Below are 22,918 nucleotides of genomic sequence, written 5' to 3'. Positions count from 1 at the left end.
GAAGTGACAGCGAGTGGTGTACCGGACCCGAGCGTCGCTGCGGACTTCACCTTGTCTCAGCGTTAGACTGCCCATTGATCAAAGTTCACCACGACGGTGGGTGCTGTTCCTTCAGCATTCATCCTATGGTCATATTCAGCGAATCGGAGCAACGTGCGCATAGGACCACATGCAAAGCAACTTCTGTTGAAGGCCCTGCCATCGGCTACTTCTGCCTATCTGCGCCGGGAGCGCGTGCGCTGGGCCAAACAGCTTCGGGAGAATCGGCGTTCGCTTTCCAGCGCTGTGAAGTCGAGGGCATTCGTCAAGTCGTTGACCTCTCCAGTGCGAGAGAAGACCGTTGTATGGGAGTCGTTTTCCGGCAACGGCGCCTTGTGCAACCCCGAGGCTCTGTTTCGACAGATGATCGAGGACCCGCAATACTGTGAATTTCGTCATACCTGGGTGTTGTCGGAACGAGCTTGGAACTCCCCCTTCCGCAGTGAGTTCGCAGACCACCCCCGTGTTGGTTTCGTCAAATATAGGACGACGACCTATTTCGAGCAGCTAGAGAACAGCCACTACCTTTTCAACAATGCAACATTTCCCGCTGAGTTCATCAAACGCCCTGACCAGGTGTACGTGAATCTGTGGCATGGCACTCCGCTGAAGAAGATGGGATACGACATCGAACGCGGAGCCGATGGGGCCAGAAACGTTCTGCGCAACTTCATGTCGGCTGATTACCTGATCTCTCAGAACTCGTTCATGACCAACGAGATGTATTTGGGCGCCTACAAACTGACCAACGTCTATGAAGGTGCGATCGTCGAGGAAGGGTATCCGCGGACTGACACTATGTTCGCCGCTGACGCGGGCAAAGCGGCCGACAGAGTACTTCGGCATCGCGGCATTGAGACGGCGGGTAAGAAAGTACTGCTCTATGCTCCGACTTGGCGTGGAGAGTCGTTCTACAACCCGGATGCTGATGCTAACCGGCTCAAGGGCACGTTGCGCGCATTGCGTGAAGATCCCGCTTTCGAAGACTGGGTCGTGCTCCTCAAAGCACATCAGGTGATCTTTGACCAACTGGTGGACGATCCAGAGTTCGAAGATTTCCTGGTGCCTAACGACCTACCCGCGAACGAAGCTTTGGCTCTCGCTGACGTGCTGGTCACTGACTATTCGAGTATCTTCATCGACTACTTGGCAACGGGCCGGCCGATCGCCTTCCACATCCCGGATTCCGATAATTATTCGAGCGATCGCGGACTCTACCTTGGTCCAGAGGAACTGCCCGGGCCGACCTCACGTGATGACGTTGAGCTGGTCGAGAATGTTAAAGCGTTGATCGACGATAACCAGATAGAAGCTGCATTTCCGCACGAGCGTCAGCGTTACGCAGCGCTGGCTTCGAAACTCACGACCCGTGATGACGGTGAAGCAGGCAAACGGGTTCTTGACATCGTCTTCAACGGAAATGAACACGCCTACAACGTCAAACGTGGGTTCGACGACGGCCGGAAGAAGGTCGTCATATACCTCGGCGGAATGATCACGAACGGCATCACCTCCTCCGCCCTGAACCTTCTGCACAGCATTGACAGCAACCGATTTGATGTTACTGCGTTCTTCTACCGTTCCGGGCAGCGGGATCGAAAAGAGAATGCTGCGATGATCCCGGGGCACGTACGTCAAGTGATCAGAGACTCAAGCATCCTCCAGTTGCCGTTGCTCGGGAGTATGAACGACCTTGAGAATACTGATGTCGAAGATCTGCCTGAGGACGACGCCGATGCAACAATTTGGGATTGGGAGTGGAGGCGAATCTTCGGCCAGGCGCAATTCGATGCAGCTGTTGATTTCAGCGGCTATTCCTCATATTGGACTCGTATTGTCGCGCATGCCACCGCGCCCCGCAAGGTGATCTGGCTTCACAACGACCTGGCTGCAGATGCCGAACGCGAGGTGAACGGGGTTCGACCACATTTCAGGAATCTAACTGGTGTTTTCAAGCTCTACCGCGAGTTCGACGCGCTCGTTTCCGTATCGCCCGATCTCGATTCGATCAATCGGGAGAACCTCGGCCGATACGCGCCTCAACAAAAGTTCACCAACGCCCGCAACACCATCGACGTCGAGCGGATCCGCTCAGGCAGCGGAGGGTCGCTGGAGAGCAACCCGGAGGCCGGTGTTCATTCTCTCGAGAATTTGGCAGAAGCTGTCAAGGCGCTGGGACACTACTATTCCTTTGACGACATCATCACTGAAGCATCCCGACAGCGCAGCCTTTCACGTGTATCAGGCGACAACGCAGGGATCACTTTCGTCACCGTCGGAAGACTGTCGCCCGAGAAGAATCATGCTCGCCTGATTCGTGCGTTTGCGCAAATCTCTGCTGAGCAAACTGACACAAATCTGGTGATCATCGGGGAAGGTCCGCTCGAGCGCGAACTTAAGCAATTGGCCGTCTCGTTGGGAGTCGCGGCGAGGGTGCAGTTCACTGGGCGACTACGGAACCCTTACTCGGTGATGTCTGCATGTGATTGTTTCGTCATGTCGAGCGACTACGAAGGTCAGCCGATCGTCATACTCGAAGCACGGGTTCTCGGTCTTCCGATTGTAACGACGCGCTTTGGATCAGTGTCGAGTGCGATGGAAGACAGCGGTGGCCTCATCGTTGATACTGACGAGACTGCCCTTGCAGCCGGTATGCAGAAGTTCATCGACGGGAAGCTCCAAGCTCGTGCTTTCGACGGAGATGATTACAATCGTGCGGTCATGAACGAGTTCATTGATGTGGTCTTCGCCAGAAATGGAAGATTGCCTAACGAGCTAAGTCCTCACATCCACTTCTTGACGCGGAAGACGACGTAGAGGACGATTCCGAGCCCGAGCATGAGTCCCAATGCCATCGGGTAGCCGAAGGCCCAATGGAGTTCGGGCATGTCGTCGAAGTTCATGCCGTAGATGGCTCCGACGAGCGTGGGTGCGAAGAGGATCGCCGCCCACCCGGAGATCTTCTTCATGTCTTCGTTCTGCCGCTGCGCCACGAGAGTCGAGTTGACGTTGAGGATCTGGGACAGGGCCTCGCGCAGTTCTCCAGCCTCGGCGAGGACGCGGGTGAGGTGGTCGGTGACGTCGTCGAGATAGGCACGCAGCTCGTCGGGAATCGCGTACTTAGCTGCGCCATTACCCAAAGCCTGCGTCAGACGGTTGAGGTGCGTGGAATTGTGGAGGACGTCGATGACCTCCTGGCTGAGCAGATAGATGCGTTCGGCCGCTGCCGTGTCGCCGCTGAAAACCTGGCGCTCGATTCCGTCCTTATCGATCTGCAGTCCGTCGAGGACCGGGAAATAGCCGTCGACCGCCGTGTCGAGGAAACGGTAGATGAGCGCCTCGGGTCCGAGAGACAGCAGTTCCCGGTCCTTCGTCCACCCGCGCTTCTCATTCGTGAAGTACTCCCGAATACCGTCGATGCTGCCCGGAATGGGCGTGCCGTCGATGAACCGGTCATCCTGACAGATGATGACGAGCACATCATCCTTCATCAGCAGGTGGAACTCGCTGAACTCGACTTCCTCCTCCGCATCGATGTAGACGGCCGACTTGAGGACGACGAAGAGCACTTCACCGTAGCGTTCGACCTTGGCCCGCTGATTCGCATGGTAGAGATCGTCGACGAGCACTGGGTGGAGATCCCACGCCGAGGCGATCTCGGCCAGAAGCTCGGGTGTGGAGCCGGGGACGATGACCTGGGTGATCGTTCCTGAACCAGCTGGAGCAGTGCTGCCGGAGCCATGCGCTTCCAAAGCGTCCGCGAAGGAGTCGGAGACGATGAGTTCCTGCGGCTCGCTGTCGACGATACGACGACTGAACAGAGACACCGCTTCGGGGGCGGGCGTCTGCGTGCCGGCCGTTGGACGCTTCCGCAGTGACGATCGTTCGAACCGGTGTCGGCTGACAGGTGGCATAGTGCTCTCCTTGCTGGATCATCCCCAAAACTAGCCGATCGCAGCCGCATGCGTCGATTGCCGGTCGATAGGCTGTTCACCTGGAGTGGAGGGCGAGTTCAGAGGGAGCACAGACAGGCATGCACAATAGATGCCATGACCTTTCATCCGGCAGATCTGCCGCACACCGCGGTCCGTGGTGCCAACTTCGCGCAGTCGGTAGTCAAGCTCGTGGCGCAGAGGCTTCGGGAACGTGTCCGCGAATCGCGACTGCCGGAGGAGTTCTCTCCCCAGGATGATGACGACTTCGTCGCAGCCGGCTATTTCGCCGGTGACCTCACCTCGGTCTATCAGCTGGAGCAGTGGCTGTGGCCTTTCAAGCAGCTCGAAGCACGGCTCAAGGACGCCGGCTACGGAGACCAGCCCTTCGGCATCATGGTCCGCAACGCCCCTGTGGCGGAGTATCTCAAAGGCTTCACCTCGTTCCCGGTGCGGTTCTCACGTCTGACCAACGGTCTCGACAAGTTCATGCAGTCCCCGAGCCTCCGTGCGGTGTTCTACGTCAACCAGGGGACGAGCAACTTCCAGGCGTTGCGCTATCCGGAGCCGGCACACGTCCACCTCAGCCACGGTGAGAGCGAGAAGATCTCGATGATCTCGAACCAGCTCAAGGGGTACGACTATGTCTTCACCGCCGGCCAGGCCGCCAGGGAACGGATCGAACAGACACTCTACGGAATGAGCGACGATCGGATGTTCGATGTCGGACGTCCCCAATTGGATCGTCCACGCTCCGTCCCTCGGGAGTGGACCGAATTCAAGACGGCTCACCCTGACGGGAAAGCGGTGTTCTATGCGCCGACGTGGGAAGGCGACTCCCCATCGATGGCCTACGGGACGATCGCCTATAACGGCGAAGCCATCGTCACCTCGCTGCTCGAAGCCGGCTATCGAGTGATCTTCCGCCCTCATCCGCGTACCGGAGTCATGAGCCATGACTTCGAGAAAGCGTTGGAGGACGTGGCGGAGATCGTCGAATCCGATCCGCGCGGGTTCCTCGACAAGAGCCCGGATGTGTCATGGCAGCTCGACGAGGCCGACCTCGCGGTGGTCGAGATGACCTCGGTCGCCTTCGACTGGCTGGCCTCCGGGAAACCTCTGGTGATGGTCAAACCGCATGAACCAGAGGCGGAAGTACTCGAAGGGGGACTTCTCGACCGCTGTCCGTCGGTGGATCCGGACGGCCGGGACAGCGTCGTCGACCTCGTCGCCGAGGCCGTCTCCCGCAGTGGGGCGGTTCCCGCATTGGCGAAGTTCTACCTCGGTGATACCGCGGCGGGGGAACAGACCGCGCGCTTTATCGACGCGAGCGAACGCGTCATCGCGCTGCGTTCCGAACAACACGGACGCAAACACGGCGAGTGAACCATATGACATTTTCTTAACCTGAAGTTACAGAATGGTAAACTAACGCCGGACCAATTCTGCGGCCCACGGCGTGGGCTACGATCACTGGACGGAATCAGCAATGCGACGAGTCATCACTTACGGCACCTTCGACCTGCTTCATTACGGGCACATTCGGCTGCTCCAGCGGTGCAAGGAACAGGGCGACTACTTGGTGGTCGCGCTGTCGAGTGATGAGTTCAACGCGGGCAAGGGCAAGAAGTCGTACTTCTCGTATGAAGAGCGCAAGCACATGCTCGAGGCCATCCGGTACGTCGATCTCGTCATTCCTGAAGACAACTGGGAGCAGAAGTCGACCGACGTCGACAAGTACCACATCGACACGTTCGTCATGGGCGATGACTGGGAAGGCGAGTTCGACTTCCTCAAAGACAAGTGCGAGGTCGTCTACCTCCCCCGCACCCCGGAGATCTCGACGACTCGAATCAAGAGCGAGCTGGGTAAGTCCTGACCGAAGGGGCGCGGACTTCGCGCTATCGTGGCTGGAGACCAACCATGGACCAGAGAGGAACGGACGTGCCCGAAAAGTCTCCGGCGAAACATCCGACGCTGTCGGAGCTTCGGGCCAAAGCGCAGCCGGTAGAAGTCCGCAGTCGGAAGAACGCGGAGCACTGGACCGCTCAGCTCTACCTCCGGCACATCTCGATCTACTTCACGATGCTGCTCGTTCGAACCAGGATCAGCGCCAACGGAGTCACCGGCCTGATGATCCTGGCTGGTTGGTGCATCGCCGGAAGCCTGCTGATCCCCGGAATCTGGGGCGCAGTCCTTGCCGTGTTCTTCTCCCAAGTGCAGATGTACATCGACTGCTGCGATGGTGAAGTCGCCCGGTGGCGAGGCACGAGCGGAGCCAAAGGCGTCTTCCTGGACAAGGTCGGCCACTACACGACAGAGGGCCTTGTCGCGGTTGCCCTCGGGGTACGGGCCGTGGGGGAGTGGAACAACCTCGTCGATGACCCGGCCGGTTCGTACCCGCTTCTGCTCGCCGGCACTGTCTTAGCCGCTCTGGTCCTGCTCAACAAGGCACTCAACGACATGGTCCATGTCTCCCGCGCGTTCAACGGACTCGACAAGCTCGCCGACTCCAAGGAAGCCACTGCGGTCAACCCGGGTCTCGTGGCCACTCTCAAACGCATCGCTCGCTTCGTGCCCTTCCACCGGATCTTCCATTCGGTGGAGATGTCTCTGATGGCGCTGCTCTCGAGCATCGTGACGGCGATCGCCGTGACGGCAGGGGCCGAACCGCTGTTCGGAGAACGGTGGCTCGTGCTCATCATGGCGCCCTTGTGCCTGCTGTCGGTCATCGGACATTTCCTGTCGATCATGGCATCGAAGAGGCTGTCATGAGCGAAGAATCGAGAATCCTCTCTCAGCGATTCGAAGAGAACCGTCGGTACACGTTCGGCGTGGTCGTGCTGAGCCAGGGAAAGCGTCTCGACGACCTCAACCGCGGATTCGCGTCCCTTCTCGCACAGAAGGGCGTCGACCTCGACATCGTCTGCGTCGGCAACGGCTGGGATCCGGATGGCATCCCGGACCAGGTCAAGAAGCTCGGTCTGCCGGAGAACCTCGGCATCCCGGCCGGACGCAACGCCGGAGTCCCGCATGTTACAGGCGAGTTCCTGTTCTTCCTCGATGACGATGCGTGGCTGCCCGATGACACCTCGCTCATGCGTATGGCACAGCTGATGCGCACCAAACCGCGAATCGGTCTGATCCAGCCTCGAGTCGAAGAACCCGGAGGACCGGAGGCGCCGAAACGATGGATCCCCCGACTCAAGAAGGGGACGGCGGATCACTCGTCGAACGTGTTCTCGGTCTGGGAAGGCGCAGTCTGTATGCAGCGTCGAGCCTTCGACGAATGCGGCGGTTGGCCCGCACCCTTCTGGTACGCCCACGAAGGCATCGAACTCGCCTGGCGAGTCTGGGACGCCGGGTACATCGTCTGGTACATGGGTGACCTCGCGGTGGCACACCCGGTGATCGATCCCCGACGGCACGACGAATATTTCTACATGAACGCCAGGAACCGTGTCTGGTTGGCCCGACGGAACCTGCACTGGCCGTTCAGCTGGGCATACGTCGGTTCATGGACCCTGATGCAGTGCATCAAGTGGGCGAACAAGCCGCACCAGCTCAAGGCCTGGATGGAGGGGTGGCGAGCCGGCTGGCGGCTCGACCCCTGGGGCAAAGACGAAGACCGCCGAAAACTGTCCGGACGAGGCGTGCTGCGAATGTCTCGGCACGGGCGACCTCCGATCGTGTGAACACGGGCTTTCTGCGCCCAGTACGCGAACCAACGCACCGAGAACTGACAGGGACCGCGGTCGGGTCCGACCTCACCGACTGAGAAACCGAGTGGAGCCGCTACATGTCGTCATCAGCGCACGTTGCTGAAAACTCTCCCCACGCGAACAGCGCACTTCAGCCGACCGGTTTCCGCTCCGATATCCAGGGGCTGCGTGCACTGGCCGTGGGGATCGTGCTGCTGTACCACCTGTGGCCGACCACATTCGACGGCGGATTCGTCGGTGTCGACATCTTCTTCGTCATCTCCGGCTTCCTCATCACCAGCCACCTCATCAAGAAGCCGCCCCGCAGTTGGGGAGACATCGCGAGCTTCTGGGCGCGCCGCATCAAGAGGCTGCTTCCCGCTTCGCTGCTCGTCCTCTTCGTCGTCGGCGTCGCCACCTTCGTCATCGCACCGCAGTCGATCTGGGCGGATACCGGCCGGCAGATCGTCTCCGCGGCGCTGTACGTCGTCAACTGGGACTTCGCGATCTCGAGCGTCGACTATCTGGCGGCTGACAACGCGCCGTCTCCGGTGCAGCACTTCTGGTCGCTCTCGGTCGAAGAGCAGTTCTACTTCGTCTGGCCGATGATCATCGGCCTGGCGTTCCTCCTCGGCGCGAGATTCGGCAGATCCAAGCGAATCGTCGGTTTCACCGTGCTCGGAATCTTCCTCGCATCGTTCGTCTTCTCCGCCTGGTACACGTTCGCGGAACCGGCAATGGCGTACTTCATCACTCCCACGCGGATGTGGGAACTGGCGTCCGGTGGTCTCATCGCGGTCTTCGTGACCTACGTCCGACCCGTACGCCTGCCGTTCAGCTCACTGCTCGGATGGATCGGTCTGGCCGGCATCGTCGTCGGCACATTCGTCATCCGCTCCGATATGCCGTTCCCCGGCTTCGTCGCGCTCGTGCCGGTGGTGTCGACGGCACTCGTCATCCTCGCTGACTCTCGTGGGTCCAGTTCCGTGCTGCCTCTGCTCTCGCTGCGACCGATCCGCTTCCTCGGCGACATCTCCTACTCCGTCTACCTCTGGCATTGGCCGCTCATCGTTCTCGTGCCGTACCTGTCGGTGAAACTGGGCGGGTCGGAAACCCTCGGACTCACCTCGAAGATCGTCATCATCATCGTCTCGATCCTCGCAGCGTGGGCATCGACGACCTGGGTGGAGAACCGATTCCGCAAGACCGCGGTCCTCAGCGGCTCAGCGAAGGCGTTCGGCTTCGCGGTCATCGCGATGGCCATCGTCAGCGCCCTCGGAGTGAGCCAGGTGACCATCGCGAACCGGATCGTCGAACAGAACGAGGACAGCCTCCAGTCGAAACTGGCCGATCCGGACTCCTGTCTCGGCGCCGGGATCCTCCTGCCCGATGCGAAAGACAATCCGAACTGCGAGAACATGGACACCTTGCAGATGGAACCCGCGGCGGCGAAGAAGGACAAATCGAAGGCGTACGCCGACGGGTGCTGGGCGAGTGCACCCTACGCGAGCAAACCCGAATGCACCTACGGCGACGGTTCGAAGCACATTGCCCTCGTCGGCAACTCCCACGCCGGACATTGGCTGCCGACCTTGGAGAAACTGGCAGACAAGAACGACTGGACCATCACGACGTTCCTCGCCTCGAACTGCAGCATCTCGACCCTGCCTCAGGATCTGTCGACTCCGGACGAGACCAAGGGCTGTCAGGACTACGCGAACTGGGTGGTCGACCGCACCACCGAGGGCGGATTCGATGCAGTGATCACGTCCGAACGCCAATCCACACCGCTGCAGGGCATGAACTGGGACGAAACGGAGCAGAAGGCTCCCGAGGGGCACCGGTCCATCCTGCAGAGTTGGGTCGATGCGAAGCTCGACGTCCTCGTGGTCAGGGACACTCCCTACCCGGGAGGCGAAGACATCAACGTGCCCGACTGCGTCGCCAAGCACGAGGATGGCCTCGACGCGTGCTCGGGAACCCCCGAGTCCTGGCATTGGATGGATCCCCTGGCCGCCTCGGCGAGGACAATGGATTCGAAGCGGATCTCCGTGATGTACCCGCAGGACTGGTTCTGCCCGGACGGCACCTGTCAACCCGTCATCGGCGGAGTCATCACCTACTTCGACACTGCTCACATCACCGCTACCTATGCGCAGACCCTGGCGCCGCAATTCGACGCGAACCTGCGCCGGTCGGGGCTGCAGACCTTCGACTGACAGATCAGGACCGTCGGTTCAACGAACTGACAGCGAAGTCCGATACTGTGTGACCCTGATCGGTCCCGACCACCGACTGTTCACTGAACCCTCTGCAAAGGACGACACGAGTGACCACTGGACGCAACTCAGCAGATCGATACATCAGCAAGGGACGCGAGCTGATCAAACCCGTGGTCCACGGAGTCGCTCGACGGGCACTTCCCGTGGTGGAAAGGGCCTCCGGCACGAAATACGTGCGCGAACGTGCCGCCGGAGGCAAAGGCAGCAAGAAGTCGGGCGCCGCGGCGCAGAAGAACGCAGCCGCCACCGCCCGGGCATATCGGAAGCTCGCCGTCGGGCTCAGAGGCGGATCCGCCGAAGACATCGACGGCTGGAACGTCGCGCCCTCGTCGCAGGAGGTCGCTTCCAAGGAACGGCAGCTGACACGGCTGAAGGCGCATTCGAAACTGTCCGAGTCCCTGGCCAAGGGAGAGTCCTTCGGCCCCTCGACCGTCGAGGCGGCGCGAGCACTCATCGCCGCCGGCTTCCAGTCCGAAGTCGTGTCCATCGGACTCAACCTGTGCGCTCAGCCCCACCACGAGGAGGTCGGCAGAGCACTCCTGGGAATGGCGTACCAGCGTTCCTCGGAGCCTGCCGTGGCGTGGGCGGAATTCGCGCAGGTCGATGACCGGGATCTCATCGTCGCGACCGCCGAAGAGTACTACCCGACTGCCATCGACTCTCTCGGGCCCGAGGCTCTGCCTCTCCTTGAACAATCGAACGAGTCCGGGGAGACTCAGTGGTGGAGTGCGAAAGCCGTGTTGCGCACCGCGGAGTCTGCCTTCTGCATCGACGCCTTCGACCATGTCCGCACCCTCGTCGATTCTCGCCTGAAGCAGGACGACCTCGACGAGGCGGTACGCTACGAACTCACCCGCATGCTCGACTGGCTGCCCGGCGGCAAACATCTCGAACCGCTTCCCACGACACCAGGCACACGCAATTTCGGTGTGCTCAGCTACGATCAGCCGGGCATCCGCTCCCGCAACATCGGCGACTACATTCAGACGATCGCCTCGATCGGTCACCTCCTTCGCTATGAGAACCTCAGGTTCTCCGGCGACGAAGGGCTGACTGCACTCTTCACGAAGCTCCGGGAATCGGTCAAAGACGAACGGAAATACCCGGGCCCCGAAGCCGAGCTCAACCTCGTCGAGGTCTACCGCGACGGCAACGTCTACCAGGAGATCCCCGAAGACACCTGGTACATCGCCTTCGGCTGGTACATGCATGACATCTTCGGAAAATCATTCAACATTCCGTTCCATCCGAACCTCCGTCCGATCCTGCTGTCGGTCTTCGTCCGCTATCCGGAGATGCTCACCCCTGAGGCCATCGCCTACCTGAAGAAGTACGGCCCCGTCGGCTGCCGTGATTGGCAGTCAGTGGCGGTACTCCGCGCGGTCGGCGTCCCCGCGTTCTTCTCCGGATGCCTGACGACGACCGTCGATACGCTCTTCCCCGCACCGTCGGCCGACCATCGGAAGGGAACCCTGCGAGTCGATTGGACGAAGGGCGGCCAGGGACCGTCGAAGAAGCAGACGGTCACTGCCATTCGGGACAAGTCGTTCCCGGAGAACCTCGAACTGGCCCGGAACTGGGTCGCCGACTATGCCTACAAGTACAAGCAGGTCCTCACGTCACGCCTGCACGCCAACCTTCCCGCACGTTCTGTGGGCGCGGACGTCGAGTTCGAACCCAAGAACAAGTCCGATTCTCGTTTCGGCGGGCTGATCGGCATCAACGAAGCCGAATTCGACGCGATTCGCAACGGAATCCTCGATAAGCTCTCCGTGCTGCTTCCCCTCATCGCCACGGGAGCATCAGAAGACGAGATCTACGGCAAATGGGTCGAGATCACGGCAGACGATATGGCTGCCGCCGACGACTACCTGGCGACCGCGCAGCTGCCTGAAGCAGACAGCGGCGCAGTTGCAGCGGCGGTCGGAGCAGGCGAGAAGCCGGCGCCGGAGAACAACGTCACGGACATCGTCATGACCGTCGACAAGGGCGAACTGGGCCTGGTCGCGTCTGCGATCAACGCCATGGATGATCACACATCGACGCGCTATCGAGTGTGGCTGCCGGCGGGTGCCCTCGACCCGACTCAGGTCGACGACATCGCGTCACACCTGACCAATGGCACGATCCGCGTTCTCCCACCGGTGACGTTCCCCGGTGTTACGAACGGCAACGATCTGGTGCAGGCTCTGCTGCCGGAACTGTTCCCGAACCATGAGCGACTCGTCGTCATTCCCGCCGCGGCGGAGGTCAGGACCGACATCGCCGAGCTCGCGGCCACCGACCTCGGCGAGGCGCTCATCGCGGCGAAGCACGATGTGAGGAAGAACCGATCCAGCGGGCTCACTCTGATGCGGCGGACGGCCAGCTCATTCGGTGACGACCACGTCGGTGCGCTCAAGTACGTCTTCGCCAGCCATGCGGGGATGAACGACGACTTCGCTCCCTTCGACCCACAGATCGCTGTGGTCAATCCGAGCGCGCTTCGCGAAGAAGGCGTCACCCAAAGCGTCATCGGTCTGCTGTCCGAGGTCACCATCAGCTTTGTCGATGCCCTGCAGACGGTGGTCCGTGGACGCTATGCGGACCTCGACGGCGACTGGAACGTCCGTGCGCAATGGGAGACCTCGACGGAACCCAAGATCGTCAACTGGCGCGGCCAGACCCGCCACTACGGTCACATGGCGCCCAGTCGGTGAAGAGCTCCCGTCGCCGACCCTCCCGCCCATGAACTGAAGAAAGGCCTCAGCAGTGAGCCTGAATGCTCGACCCAGCCGCGAGTACCACGGCAGTCATCCCTCCTCGGTCGAGACTGCTCGTCCTCTCGGCACCGACGCTGTGCACGTCTATAACGTCCTCTGGGGGATTCCCGCATCCATGGGCGGGATGACGACGGCCGCCCTCCGGCGGATTCGCAGCTTTCAGAAGTACGGGCGTGCACTGTCGCAGACCATCCTGACGTTCGATCCGCGGATGGACACTGACGCGATCAGGGCACAACTGATCGCTCAGGGAAAGATCAGCGACGATGTCGAACTGGTGAACATCTGGCCGGAACTGCGTGCCAGAACCGAATCGGGCTTGGCCGCGCTCATAGGCGAATCGCTGAGAGCGCCGGTGCCGCCGGAGGTCGGCGAGGTCGAGAACATCACCGCTTTCTACGATGTCTTCCGCAGCCCGCGAACTGGAGCCGTCATCCGACGCAACTACCGGCGGGCGGACGGAAGTCTGCTGCTCGCCGACATCGACGATCCGACGCTCGGCCGACGGTTTGTCCTGCATTCGCCGGACGGACGACCGATGACGGAATGGCGACGACCCCGAGACTTCTACAATGCCTGGGTCTCGGCAGTGGTGACGAAGGAGCCGGCCGTCGTCATCGTCGATGAGAAGAAGGTCAGCGAGTTCATCCACGAGATCTCGGATCGGGCATTCCCCCTCATTCTGTTCCTCCATGGGACTCACCTTCGCCACCCGTGGAACGGGAATCACGGTCAGATCCTGGCCCGCAGGCTGGACACGATACGCAACCTCGACCGCTTCGACATCGTCGGGGTGCAGACCGAACAGCAGGCCGAGGCAATCAGAGCCTTGGGATTCCCCGAGGTGAACATCCGACTGCTGACGGGAGAGTTGCCCGAATCGGCAATGCTATCGGGGGCGCCGCGTCAGCTCCCACTGAACTCGGCGGTGATGATCGCCAACCTCATCAAGCTCAAACGCATCGACCATCCGATCCGTGCAGTGGCCGAATTGCGGGACCGCGGAATCGACGTCTCCTTGACCGTCCTCGGAGAGGGCGGTGACCGACAGAGGCTCGAGAATCTCATCGACGCACTCGACCTCGGTGATCGGGTCGAACTGCCCGGCTATGTCACCGATGTGTCTGATCGCCTGCAGTCAGCCTCGTTCTCGATGCTCACGAGCACGAGTGAGGGTCTGCCGCTGTCGATGATGGAGTCCATGGGCGCCGGATGCATCCCCATCGTCTACGACATCACCTACGGCCCACGGGACCTGATCGACCACGGCCACAATGGCTTCATCACACCGTGGAGCGACATCGACGCGTTGGCTGACCAGATCGAAGCATTCCTCTCCCTGGGCGCAGAACACGTCAATGACATGCGCAAGGAAGCGCGGAAGACCGTCGAACGCTACCTTCCTGAGGCTGCGTACGGGCGCTGGAAGGATGTGTTGCAGGAGGTCGAGATGGCGCACCAGCCTGAGATCCGCGGCACGCAATCGGCACCACCCATCGAAGCCAAGAAGCTCACATGTGAGGTGATCCCTCAGGGCTGTCGCATCGAGATCGAACTTGAGAGGATCCAGCCGGAGATCGCCGAGAGCCTGGAGCTGGTCATTGCGGGCCGGAAACTCAGCACCTTCTTCATCACCAGCAGTGTACAGACTTCAACACGCAGAATCGGCCACAGGCACTTTCTCACTTTCGACGTGGATTACGCAGGATTCTCGGAATCTCCGGAGGAGACCTTCGATGTGTACCTGCGCAGAGGCCATGACCTGTGGACTCAGAAGCGGAGAGTGCAGGCCCCGAGAAGGTTCCGGGCCGTGAAGACCGGGCGCCGGGAATGGTATTCGACGAAGCATGGAAACCTCTCGGTTCGCCCACGGTCGTAGAGCCGAGGAGGTGGGAGCCGAGATTTCAGTCGTCGCTGGACTCGGCGTTGGTGCTCTCTGAGTGGAACTTTCTCAGTTCGACGGTGCGATCGGAGATGAGACCGGAGACGGCAGCGGTGAACAGTGCCGTGGACGTCCCTTTCTCTCCTTCGCCGAAGTAGTGTCGCCGGAGGTCCTGCCTGGCAGCGGCAGCCGTGTCGTCGGAGAACATCTCCAGCAGCATCGATTCCACTCCACCCACTGTCGTCTCGTCGATGATCGGGGTGGCTCGACTGATGGGGGCTTCGGCATTGAGCTTCGCTGTGTCGGTGCGGCGGTCCGTCAGTGCCAAGGGCTTGTGCGGTTCAAGGTACAGGTAGTCGAGGCCGACGCTGGAGATGTCGGTGACAAGCAGGTCGACCTCGTCGAACATGGCGAGGATGTCTCCCTGCATGAGCACCTGATGCTGCTGTGTCGGGTCGCCGATGGCTTCGTTCGCCTGGTCGATGAGTGCGAGGATACGCGTGTTCGCCTCGGTCATGGCGGGGTCGCTTGAGGCTTCGACGCGGGGATGAGGCTTATAGACGAGTCGAGCGTTCGGGACTCTCAACGCAGCTTCGACGATCTGGGGACCGTAGACGTCGACCGAGGTGTAATTGTTCGACTCGTTCTCGCCTTCCCACGTCGGCGCGTACATGATCGTCCGTGCCGACGAAGGTTCGAGCTCCGCCGGCCTGTCGATGTCCAGCTGCGGACGACCGACCTTGACCAGCGCCGATTCGTCGAAGTCAATGAGTGCTCTGCGGTGTCGTTCGATCGCAGCATCGCCGGCGACGAACACCTTGTCGTAGGCCTTGGCCTGATTGGACACCATGCTCAGCTTGTCCGACTCACCATGATTGATGTGGACGTGAACCATGGGAGAGTAGGCCAGTGACTGGAAGTTCGTCACACCGTTGTTCACATAGAGCGCAAGCTTGAAATCGTTGGCATGGTAGAAGGTGTGGAGAGGGTCGAAACGGCGCTTGAAGACCACGGGCAGATGAGTGGAGTCCAGAGCCTTCAGCAGTGCCGATCCTTTGCGCAGGACGAGTACGACCCGGTGCTTCTTGTGAAGTTCCTCGAGCACGGGGAGCCACTGGTCGAGCTGATAGAACTTGGAGCTGCGATCACCGAAGTAGACGACCACATCACCATTGGCATAGCTGCCATCGAACTCGTCCTCGAGCCGGTTCCAGCGCTCGGTACCTCGAATCCACTTGCTCGTGTTCTTCCAAGCGCGCGACTGCACAGCGCTTCGGGCGATCGTTCTTACGGGGTTCTTCACGGCTCGAACTCCTCTTGGTCTTGTGGTCTCAGAAGCAACAGGGGAACTCGAGCGAGTAGCTTCGGTTCCTGCGACAGGATATCTTCTCGACTTCGACGTTGGTCACAGCATAGAGGGCTTCTCAGTGCCCGCTGGAGCACCATGCGGATTTTCCGGGACTCCGTCGAGAACTGCTAGGCTACCCACGTTAACCGAAGGTAAATAAGTAGCGTCGGCGGTGTCTGGACGGCGTCTGGTAAGGGGAGTATGTGGTAGATGAGCTGACAATTGAAGGAATCTCGTGGGAACGTGTGATTCTGTCATTTGTCGTCAGGTTTCCCGGCGATGCTCCCGATTCATTCTTCTTGACGCCCAATTCTCGACCGTATGAGGTCGAACTCCCCGTCCGGGCGGAGTCGCTGGACGAGGGTCGTTATCGACTGAGTATCAATGTCACACAGTTCAACCGCCGAGCGCAGGTCCCCAATGGAACCTACTATGTTATTGCGCGACGTGGTGAAGAGAACTATCCGGCATCGTACCCTCTCGAACGGGCCGAAGAACTTGGCGACGCTTCTCGAGCTTTCGTCTACAATAAGAATTTCTCCGCATACACCGTCACTTTCGGAGTCTCGGATGACGAGAGTGCCCCGTACTTCCTGATGCGTGCATATTCCTTCGGACGTTCAGGAGCGAAGCCGTCTTCTACAGTTGCGAAGTTGAAGTCGAAAGCCAGAAAGAAATGGAAGTCGGCGAAACGCAAGGCACTCCGGGGTGTTTTCGCCGTCTCATCCTTCAGGAGACCCTCCGACGGGAGCAACATTTTGTTCGCGTCTGAAGCTCGCCCGAACATGCAGGGCAACCTGAAGGCGGTTCATGACCGTATGCTTGAGCGTGGGCTCGACTCCGAATTCAAATTCGGATACTCGTTCCGTACCGGACGGACGAGCAGTCGCCAAAGCGCGTTCGCTCTGGCGTGGGAAATGGGCAAGGCGAATACCATCCTGATCGATGACTACTTTGCAATCCTGAAAGACCTTGGAAACCGCGACGAGCAGAAGATCATTCAGCTCTGGCATGCCGGGAGCGGGTTCAAATCCGTTGGATACAGCCGCTTCGGACAATACGGGTCACCGAATCTACGCAACGCTCACCGACTGTACTCGTATGCGATCTGCGGTTCTCAGCACCTGCGAGACGTCTATAGCGAAGCCTTCGGCATTGAGCGCGAAGCGGTTATCGCCACTGGTCTTCCGCGGATCGACGGATTCTTGCGGGAAGGACGTGCAGAAGAGGTACTCGGCGACTTCGAGGGACAGTTCCCCGATTCGCAGGGCAAGCGCAAGATCCTCTTCGCACCTACATTCCGAGGTCGCGGTTCTGGGGACGCACACTATGACTACGAGCAGATTGATTTCCGTGAACTCTACGATGCCTGCGGTTCGGACACTGTCATCTTGTTCCGGCAGCATCACTTTGTGCCAGACCCGGCACCTATTCCTTCTGAGTTCGCAGACCGTCTGATCGACGTTGCGTCCTATCCGGATACGAACGATTTGATGTTGATTTCCGACGTTCTCATCACTGACTACTCTTCCGTCATCTACGAATATGCGTTGCTGGAGCGGCCGATGCTCTTCTTCGCCTACGACTTGGATACTTATTCTGCAACTCGGGGAATGCACAAGGACTATCGGGAAGCGGCTCCCGGGAATATTGCGACGACATTCGACCAGCTTGTCGAACTCATCCGAATGCCTGACCTGAGCAACGAGAAGACGAAGGAGTTCGTCAAAGAGAACTTCGACTATGTGGATACGCACAACTCGGACCGAGTCATCGATTCGTTGATTCTCAGCGAGCCTGTGACCGGATTCGAGTCGGCGGACTTGGAGGCTGAGGATCAGATCTCTGAACGTGTGGGCGAGGAGGACCCCGGAACTCCCGGCCAAGAGGACCAACTGAACGAACCGAGCGACAGCGGTCCCGACAGCGACTACAAGGCTGAGGAAGAAGACGAGGAGAACCAATGGCAAACATCGCAGTAGTCTTCGCGGGCGGTGTGGGTGCAAGAATGGCCCACAGCTCGCGACCGAAGCAGTTCCTCGAGATCCACGGTCGCCCGGTTATTGTCCACACTCTCGATGTGTTCGAGCAACACCCGGACATCGACGCGATAGCTGTGGCTATCCTTCCTCAGTATCGAGAGCATCTTGAGCGGCTCGTCAAGCGATACGAACTGACCAAGGTAAAATGGATCGTCGACGGCGGATCCACAGGACAAGAATCGCGACATAACGCGCTCAAGGTCGTTGCCGAGTCAAACGATCCGGACAGCATTGTGCTCATCCATGATGGTGTTCGACCGCTCATCGATGCCGATCTGGTGTCGCGCAACATCGATACCGCTCGTGAGTTCGGTTCGGCGGTGACATGCACGAAGATGACGGAGACCGTCGTCGTCGAAGAGGGCGAAGGGATCAAAGAGGTCATTCCACGCGACCCGCTGTGGACTGCTCAGGCTCCGCAGACATTCCCGCTCAAGAACGTCCTCGCGGCGTACGATCGTGCGGTCGCCGAAGGTGAGAACGATTCCATCGACACCTGCACGCTCATGAACGGATTCGGATATGACGTCCAACGTGTCGAGGGGCCGCGCACGAACATCAAGATTACGACGGCCTCGGACTATTACGTCTGCCGGACTTTCCTCACACTCATCGAAGACCGCGAGGCTTTCGGTGGTGAGTGAATACACTGCGGTGAAAACCATCGGCGAACACACTGACGTCGTACTCTTCGATTCTCCGGTATTCGACGAGGACGTGCGTCGCATTGCCTCGGAAGATCTTCCGTGGGAACGTTACCGCGGTTCAAAGATCCTCGTCACCGGGGCTGCGGGGATGATCCCCATGTACATCGTGGGCGCGTTGCTCTCCGCCAACGAAATGCACGATCTCGGTCTACACGTCTCCGGTATGGTGAGGAGCCCCGAAAGGGCCCGCGCGCGTTTCGGCAGCGCCCTTGAACGATCTGATTTCAGCCTTGTCGAAGGCGATGTCATCGACGGCAAGGAATTTGATCAACGATACTCGTTCGTGTTCCACGGCGCCTCACCGGCGCGTCCAAGCTTGCACAAGAGCTCTCCGGTTACGACGCTCAAGGCGAACACCCTCGGCACAATCAACTTGCTCGACTCGCTTGTAGCGGCGGGAGGCGACTCTTTCGTGCTCCTGTCATCGTCCGAGGTCTATGGGGCCGTCTCGGATACTGAGCTCATCAAGGAAGATGACCAGGGTGCCCTGCAGCACTTCGCCCCTCGTGCCAGCTATTCCGAGGGAAAGAGGATCGCTGAAACGGCGTTGGCTGCCTATGCTGACGAATTCTCTATCCGTACGCTCAGTCTTCGCTTCGGTCACATCTACGGTCCGGGAATGGCGTTGGACGACGGACGCGTTCAGGCCGATTTCCTCGCCGATGTGGTGATGGACCGGAACATCCGGATGATGAGCGCGGGTGCTGCTACACGCACGTACACTTATGTCTCCGACGCCGTGTTGGGGTTGTTCTATGCTCATCTGAAGGGACAGGAGCAGGTCTACAACGTCGCCGATCCCGTCGGCAACGTCAGTATTCGCTCTCTTGCCGAGACATTCGCCTCCGCGCGTCCGAGCAAACGGCTCGAGCTTGAGTTCGCCAATCCCGAGGACAGCCGTTCTTTCTCCCCGGTTGCATCGCTCGGCCTCGACTCCAGCAGACTTGCTGCTGTCGGGTGGGAAGCGCACATCAGCTTAGCCGAAGGTGTATCGCGTACAGTCCGATCCTATGAAGACGGCCCGCTCATCAACCCCTGAACGACGTCTGACTTGACCTGTCCTACTATGGACAATTGAATATCGGCACCGACGGCACCTGCCGCGACGACGAGGAGTCCTGAACCATCATGAACCCCCTTCGCATTCTGCTCCTGACCAATAGAGACTCGGACAACGTCGGTGACCAGATCATCGAAGCCACAGTGATTTCCATCATCAAGGGAGTGATGAAGAACCTAGGCTTCGCCGCTGACGACTTCACCATCTCCAGCCGCGCGGCAGGAATCATTTCCAAGAAGTACATGAAGACGAAGAATCCCGAGTTGCTTGCGGCGGCACGCGAAGAGCTCTCGAAGGCTGATCTCCTCATCTTCGGCGGCGCACCGCTGTTCAACTATGCCTATCAGAACTTCTACCTGCGGACGATCACCACCCTTGAACTCGCCCAGGAATACGGAGTTCCTGTGCTCTTCTCGAGCATCGGAGTGGAGAAGTTCGATCCGAACAATAAAAAGAGCCTTGCCTTGAAGAAGGCTCTCGGGCTTCCTGTGGTCAAGCAGATCACCACTCGCGACGACATCGATTCGCTGCGGCGCTACGCAGAAGGAACGGATGTTCCAGTTGCACATGTCGCTGACCCGGCAGTTCTCGCCGATATCGTCTATCGCAAGAAGCCAGAGAAGCCGGCAGCACCCAAGCCCCCACCATCGATTCCCCTGCGGGCAAAGCGCAAGCTCAAGCGCATTGTAAAGAGGATCCTTTCACCGGGCACGGAAACGAATTCCGGCCCGTCGAAGCGCACGGCTTCGTCGCAGAATGGGGCAACGGCAGCGCAATCGTCATCCTCGGGAAGAACCGGTCCCAGTGTCTCGTCTTCTTCATCGACTCCGACTCCTGTGAAGAAGACCATCGGGCTCGTCGTCACACGGGCTGGGATCTTCGCCGATAACGGAATCGACTTCACTGAGGACGACCAGCGACGATTCTGGCTTGATACCATCGCTGTCCTTACAGAGCGCGGCTACGACTACCGCCTCTTCACAACGGGACACTTTTCGGACGAAGTTTTCCTCGATACGCTGATCAAGGAACACGGGGTGCCGGCGAACAAGGCGGCAGTCGCAGTGAATTCGCCCGATGAGCTCATTCGCGAACTTCGTGGTTGTGCTGGGGTGATCGCCTACAGGCTTCACGCTTCGATCACCTCGTTTGCTCTGGGCATCCCTTCAGTCGGACTCTCTTGGAACTTCAAAGTCCCGTATTTCTACGAATCGGTGGGGTACGGCGAACGCGCACTCAGCCACGACCACTGGACGGCCGCCGAAGTCGTCCCGGTTCTCGAGAAGGCGATGAGTGAGGGCGTGAAGAAAGACGAGGAGTTCCTCACGAGCGTGTATGACACGCTCTTCTCCGGCATCAGAGATGTCTTTGCTCCCGAAAGTACGGCCAAACCCTTTACTTTGGACGAGCTCTGGGACGGAATGCCGCGACAGTTGGCAACAGGTCCGAAGGGCTACAGAGACAAGGTCAATCGCAAACTGCGGAGGACATACGAGAACTATCAGAAGCTCTCGGACAAGGATCAGAAACTAACAGAAGGAAAGCAGAACGAACCGGCGCTGGAGCAGAAGCCAACAGCGGCCCCCGTTCCTCAGAACGAGGGAGAAGAGTCGGGGACAGTGACAGAAGTTCTGCTCTTGACCAATCGAGATTCAGACAACATCGGCGATCAGATCATCGAGGCATCGGTCATCAGCCTGCTCAAGGCGGCTGCTAAGAACCTCGGTATCGGTACAGGCTCGCTCAAGATCAGAAGCAGAGCGGCCAGCATCATCAGCCGCAAATACATGAGCACTCGGGACGAAGCACTTCTCGAACCTGCACGGCGGGCGATATCTCGCGCCGATGTCATCGTCTTCGGCGGTGCTCCGCTCTTCAACTACAAGTATCAGAGCTTCTATTTGCGCACCATCCGGACTCTTGAACTCGCCCAGGAATACGGAGTTCCGGTACTCTTCTCGAGCATCGGAGTCGAACCATATTCCGATTCCGATTCGCGATCGCAGCAACTCAGGGAGGCTCTCAACCTTCCTGTCGTTCGGCAGATCACTACCCGTGATGACCTTGACTCGGTCAAGAAGTATGTTGCCGGTTCTGACATCCCGACGTCACTGGTCGCCGATCCTGCCGTTTTCGCTGATACGGTGTTCGCCAATGTTCAGGGCACTGTTCGACGAGATCCCGCCTTCTCCGGAAAGCGTATAGGATTGGTAGTGACACGGGCGGGGATCTTTGCCGACAATGGCATCGATTTTCCAGAAGCTGAACAGCGCAAGTTCTGGCTTTCCGTGATCGCCGACCTAGAGGCGCGCGGTGACGACTATCGACTATTCACCACTGGGCACTTTTCTGACGAGATCTTCCTAGATTCTCTCGTCAGACATCACGGAGTCCCCGCGAAGAAGGCCGCCGTCACCTTGAACTCACCGGAAGAGCTGGTTGAGCAGCTGCGCGCATGCGACGGCGTGATCGCCTATCGACTCCATGCGAGTATCACCTCCTTCGCATTGGGTATCCCCTCTATCGGCCTGTCCTGGAATTTCAAGGTGCCCGACTTTTACCGATCAATGGGCTACCCCGAACGTGCTCTTCCCGCGTCTGAATGGCGCTCTGAAACCGTCATTGAGTCACTCGACCGTGCGATGGACGAAGGCGTCACCAAGGACCCAGATACTCTCATGTCTGTCTATACCACGCTCTTCTCAGGGCTGAAGGGCATTATTGCTCCCGACAGCAGTGCCACCGCGTATTCGCTAGTTGAGCTGCGCAGCAATATTCCCCAATACGCGGGAACGACTCGCCGACAGTACCGGGAGAAGATGAGTCGAAAGCTCCGTCGATCCTACGGCTACTATCAGGAACGCATGAGCATGGACGTCTCCAAGCTTCCTCAAGTCGGTTCGGGCGGATCCAAACGTGGACGACTCAATCGCAGGTTGAAAGCTACACGGAGCGGGCGAGACCGGAAGTAGCTGTGCTGATGATGCGAATGCAGGTATCTAGAGCTCTGAACTCGCAAAGTCGAGTGAGTTTCCTGCTGCGTCAGTGAGCACCAAGCGTGCATCCGCCCTTCTTCGTCATGGAACGGGGCGCGACCACTGAAGCTGAACTGGTCGAATGGACGATGAGTTGCGCGGATTTCGTCGTCGAATCGGGGGCCGGG

At 59.4% G+C, this 22,918-nt stretch carries 14 protein-coding genes; 12 read left to right on the top strand and 2 right to left on the bottom strand.

Annotated features, from left to right (window positions below; translation table 11 throughout):
- Window positions 1-186: 186 nt before the first annotated feature.
- Entirely contained in the window at window positions 187-2,856 is a 2,670-nt protein-coding gene (locus GUY23_RS14555; RefSeq protein ID WP_166973428.1) for a glycosyltransferase, read from the top strand.
- Here GUY23_RS14555 and GUY23_RS14550 read toward each other — a convergent pair.
- Window positions 2,823-3,953, bottom strand: coding sequence for a magnesium and cobalt transport protein CorA (locus tag GUY23_RS14550; protein ID WP_166973426.1), 1,131 nt, complete (start codon window positions 3,951-3,953; stop codon window positions 2,823-2,825). The genes GUY23_RS14555 and GUY23_RS14550 overlap by 34 nt on opposite strands.
- 135 nt (window positions 3,954-4,088) lie before the next feature.
- On the opposite strand from GUY23_RS14550, the gene GUY23_RS14545 reads away from it, so the two are divergent.
- The 7 genes from GUY23_RS14545 to GUY23_RS14515 all read left to right on the top strand — a co-directional run bounded on the left by GUY23_RS14545 (window position 4,089) and on the right by GUY23_RS14515 (window position 14,595).
- Entirely contained in the window at window positions 4,089-5,357 is a 1,269-nt protein-coding gene (locus tag GUY23_RS14545; protein WP_166973424.1) for a CDP-glycerol glycerophosphotransferase family protein, read from the top strand.
- Window positions 5,358-5,460: 103 nt separating this feature from the next.
- Window positions 5,461-5,850, top strand: coding sequence for a glycerol-3-phosphate cytidylyltransferase (tagD, locus tag GUY23_RS14540; RefSeq protein ID WP_127364802.1), 390 nt, complete (start codon window positions 5,461-5,463; stop codon window positions 5,848-5,850).
- Window positions 5,851-5,915: 65 nt separating this feature from the next.
- Complete coding sequence (locus tag GUY23_RS14535; RefSeq protein ID WP_228282396.1) at window positions 5,916-6,746, top strand: CDP-alcohol phosphatidyltransferase family protein; 831 nt, start codon at window positions 5,916-5,918, stop codon at window positions 6,744-6,746.
- Window positions 6,743-7,666 carry a glycosyltransferase family 2 protein gene (locus GUY23_RS14530; RefSeq protein ID WP_166973420.1) on the top strand — a complete coding sequence of 308 codons (924 nt, stop codon included), beginning with the start codon at window positions 6,743-6,745 and terminating at the stop codon, window positions 7,664-7,666. Before GUY23_RS14535 ends, GUY23_RS14530 begins: the two co-directional genes overlap by 4 nt.
- Window positions 7,667-7,770: 104 nt before the next feature.
- Window positions 7,771-9,891 carry an acyltransferase family protein gene (locus tag GUY23_RS14525; RefSeq protein WP_166973418.1) on the top strand — a complete coding sequence of 707 codons (2,121 nt, stop codon included), beginning with the start codon at window positions 7,771-7,773 and terminating at the stop codon, window positions 9,889-9,891.
- A gap of 110 nt (window positions 9,892-10,001) precedes the next feature.
- Window positions 10,002-12,653, top strand: coding sequence for a hypothetical protein (locus GUY23_RS14520; RefSeq protein WP_166973416.1), 2,652 nt, complete (start codon window positions 10,002-10,004; stop codon window positions 12,651-12,653).
- Window positions 12,654-12,705: 52 nt separating this feature from the next.
- Window positions 12,706-14,595, top strand: a complete 1,890-nt coding sequence (locus tag GUY23_RS14515; protein WP_166973414.1) for a glycosyltransferase — start codon at window positions 12,706-12,708, stop codon at window positions 14,593-14,595.
- Window positions 14,596-14,620: 25 nt separating this feature from the next.
- Here the strand turns inward: GUY23_RS14515 and GUY23_RS14510 are convergent, their stop codons facing one another.
- Complete coding sequence (locus tag GUY23_RS14510; RefSeq protein WP_228282394.1) at window positions 14,621-15,901, bottom strand: CDP-glycerol glycerophosphotransferase family protein; 1,281 nt, start codon at window positions 15,899-15,901, stop codon at window positions 14,621-14,623.
- A 248-nt stretch (window positions 15,902-16,149) separates the two neighbouring features.
- Here GUY23_RS14510 and GUY23_RS14505 point away from each other — a divergent pair, with 248 nt between their 5' ends.
- The 4 genes from GUY23_RS14505 to GUY23_RS14490 all read left to right on the top strand — a co-directional run bounded on the left by GUY23_RS14505 (window position 16,150) and on the right by GUY23_RS14490 (window position 22,727).
- Window positions 16,150-17,928, top strand: a complete 1,779-nt coding sequence (locus GUY23_RS14505; RefSeq protein WP_166973412.1) for a CDP-glycerol glycerophosphotransferase family protein — start codon at window positions 16,150-16,152, stop codon at window positions 17,926-17,928.
- Complete coding sequence (locus GUY23_RS14500; protein WP_166973410.1) at window positions 17,910-18,632, top strand: IspD/TarI family cytidylyltransferase; 723 nt, start codon at window positions 17,910-17,912, stop codon at window positions 18,630-18,632. The genes GUY23_RS14505 and GUY23_RS14500 overlap by 19 nt, the downstream gene beginning before the upstream one ends.
- Window positions 18,625-19,734 carry an NAD-dependent epimerase/dehydratase family protein gene (locus GUY23_RS14495; RefSeq protein ID WP_166968554.1) on the top strand — a complete coding sequence of 370 codons (1,110 nt, stop codon included), beginning with the start codon at window positions 18,625-18,627 and terminating at the stop codon, window positions 19,732-19,734. The genes GUY23_RS14500 and GUY23_RS14495 overlap by 8 nt, the downstream gene beginning before the upstream one ends.
- Before the next feature lie 89 nt (window positions 19,735-19,823).
- Complete coding sequence (locus GUY23_RS14490) at window positions 19,824-22,727, top strand: polysaccharide pyruvyl transferase family protein (RefSeq protein WP_166973408.1); 2,904 nt, start codon at window positions 19,824-19,826, stop codon at window positions 22,725-22,727.
- The last annotated feature ends 191 nt before the right edge of the window (window positions 22,728-22,918 follow it).

The sequence above is a fragment of the Brevibacterium atlanticum genome (assembly GCF_011617245.1).
GTDB lineage: Bacteria > Actinomycetota > Actinomycetes > Actinomycetales > Brevibacteriaceae > Brevibacterium > Brevibacterium atlanticum.
This window is presented reverse-complemented; position numbering and strand designations above follow the sequence as displayed.

Coding starts and splice junctions, on each gene's coding strand:
- GUY23_RS14550 (WP_166973426.1), bottom strand. CDS start 3,953: ATGCCACCTGTCAGCCGACACCGGTTCGAACGATCGTCACTGCGGAAG.
- GUY23_RS14545 (WP_166973424.1), top strand. CDS start 4,089: ATGACCTTTCATCCGGCAGATCTGCCGCACACCGCGGTCCGTGGTGCC.
- tagD (WP_127364802.1), top strand. CDS start 5,461: ATGCGACGAGTCATCACTTACGGCACCTTCGACCTGCTTCATTACGGG.
- GUY23_RS14530 (WP_166973420.1), top strand. CDS start 6,743: ATGAGCGAAGAATCGAGAATCCTCTCTCAGCGATTCGAAGAGAACCGT.
- GUY23_RS14525 (WP_166973418.1), top strand. CDS start 7,771: ATGTCGTCATCAGCGCACGTTGCTGAAAACTCTCCCCACGCGAACAGC.
- GUY23_RS14500 (WP_166973410.1), top strand. CDS start 17,910: ATGGCAAACATCGCAGTAGTCTTCGCGGGCGGTGTGGGTGCAAGAATG.
- GUY23_RS14490 (WP_166973408.1), top strand. CDS start 19,824: ATGAACCCCCTTCGCATTCTGCTCCTGACCAATAGAGACTCGGACAAC.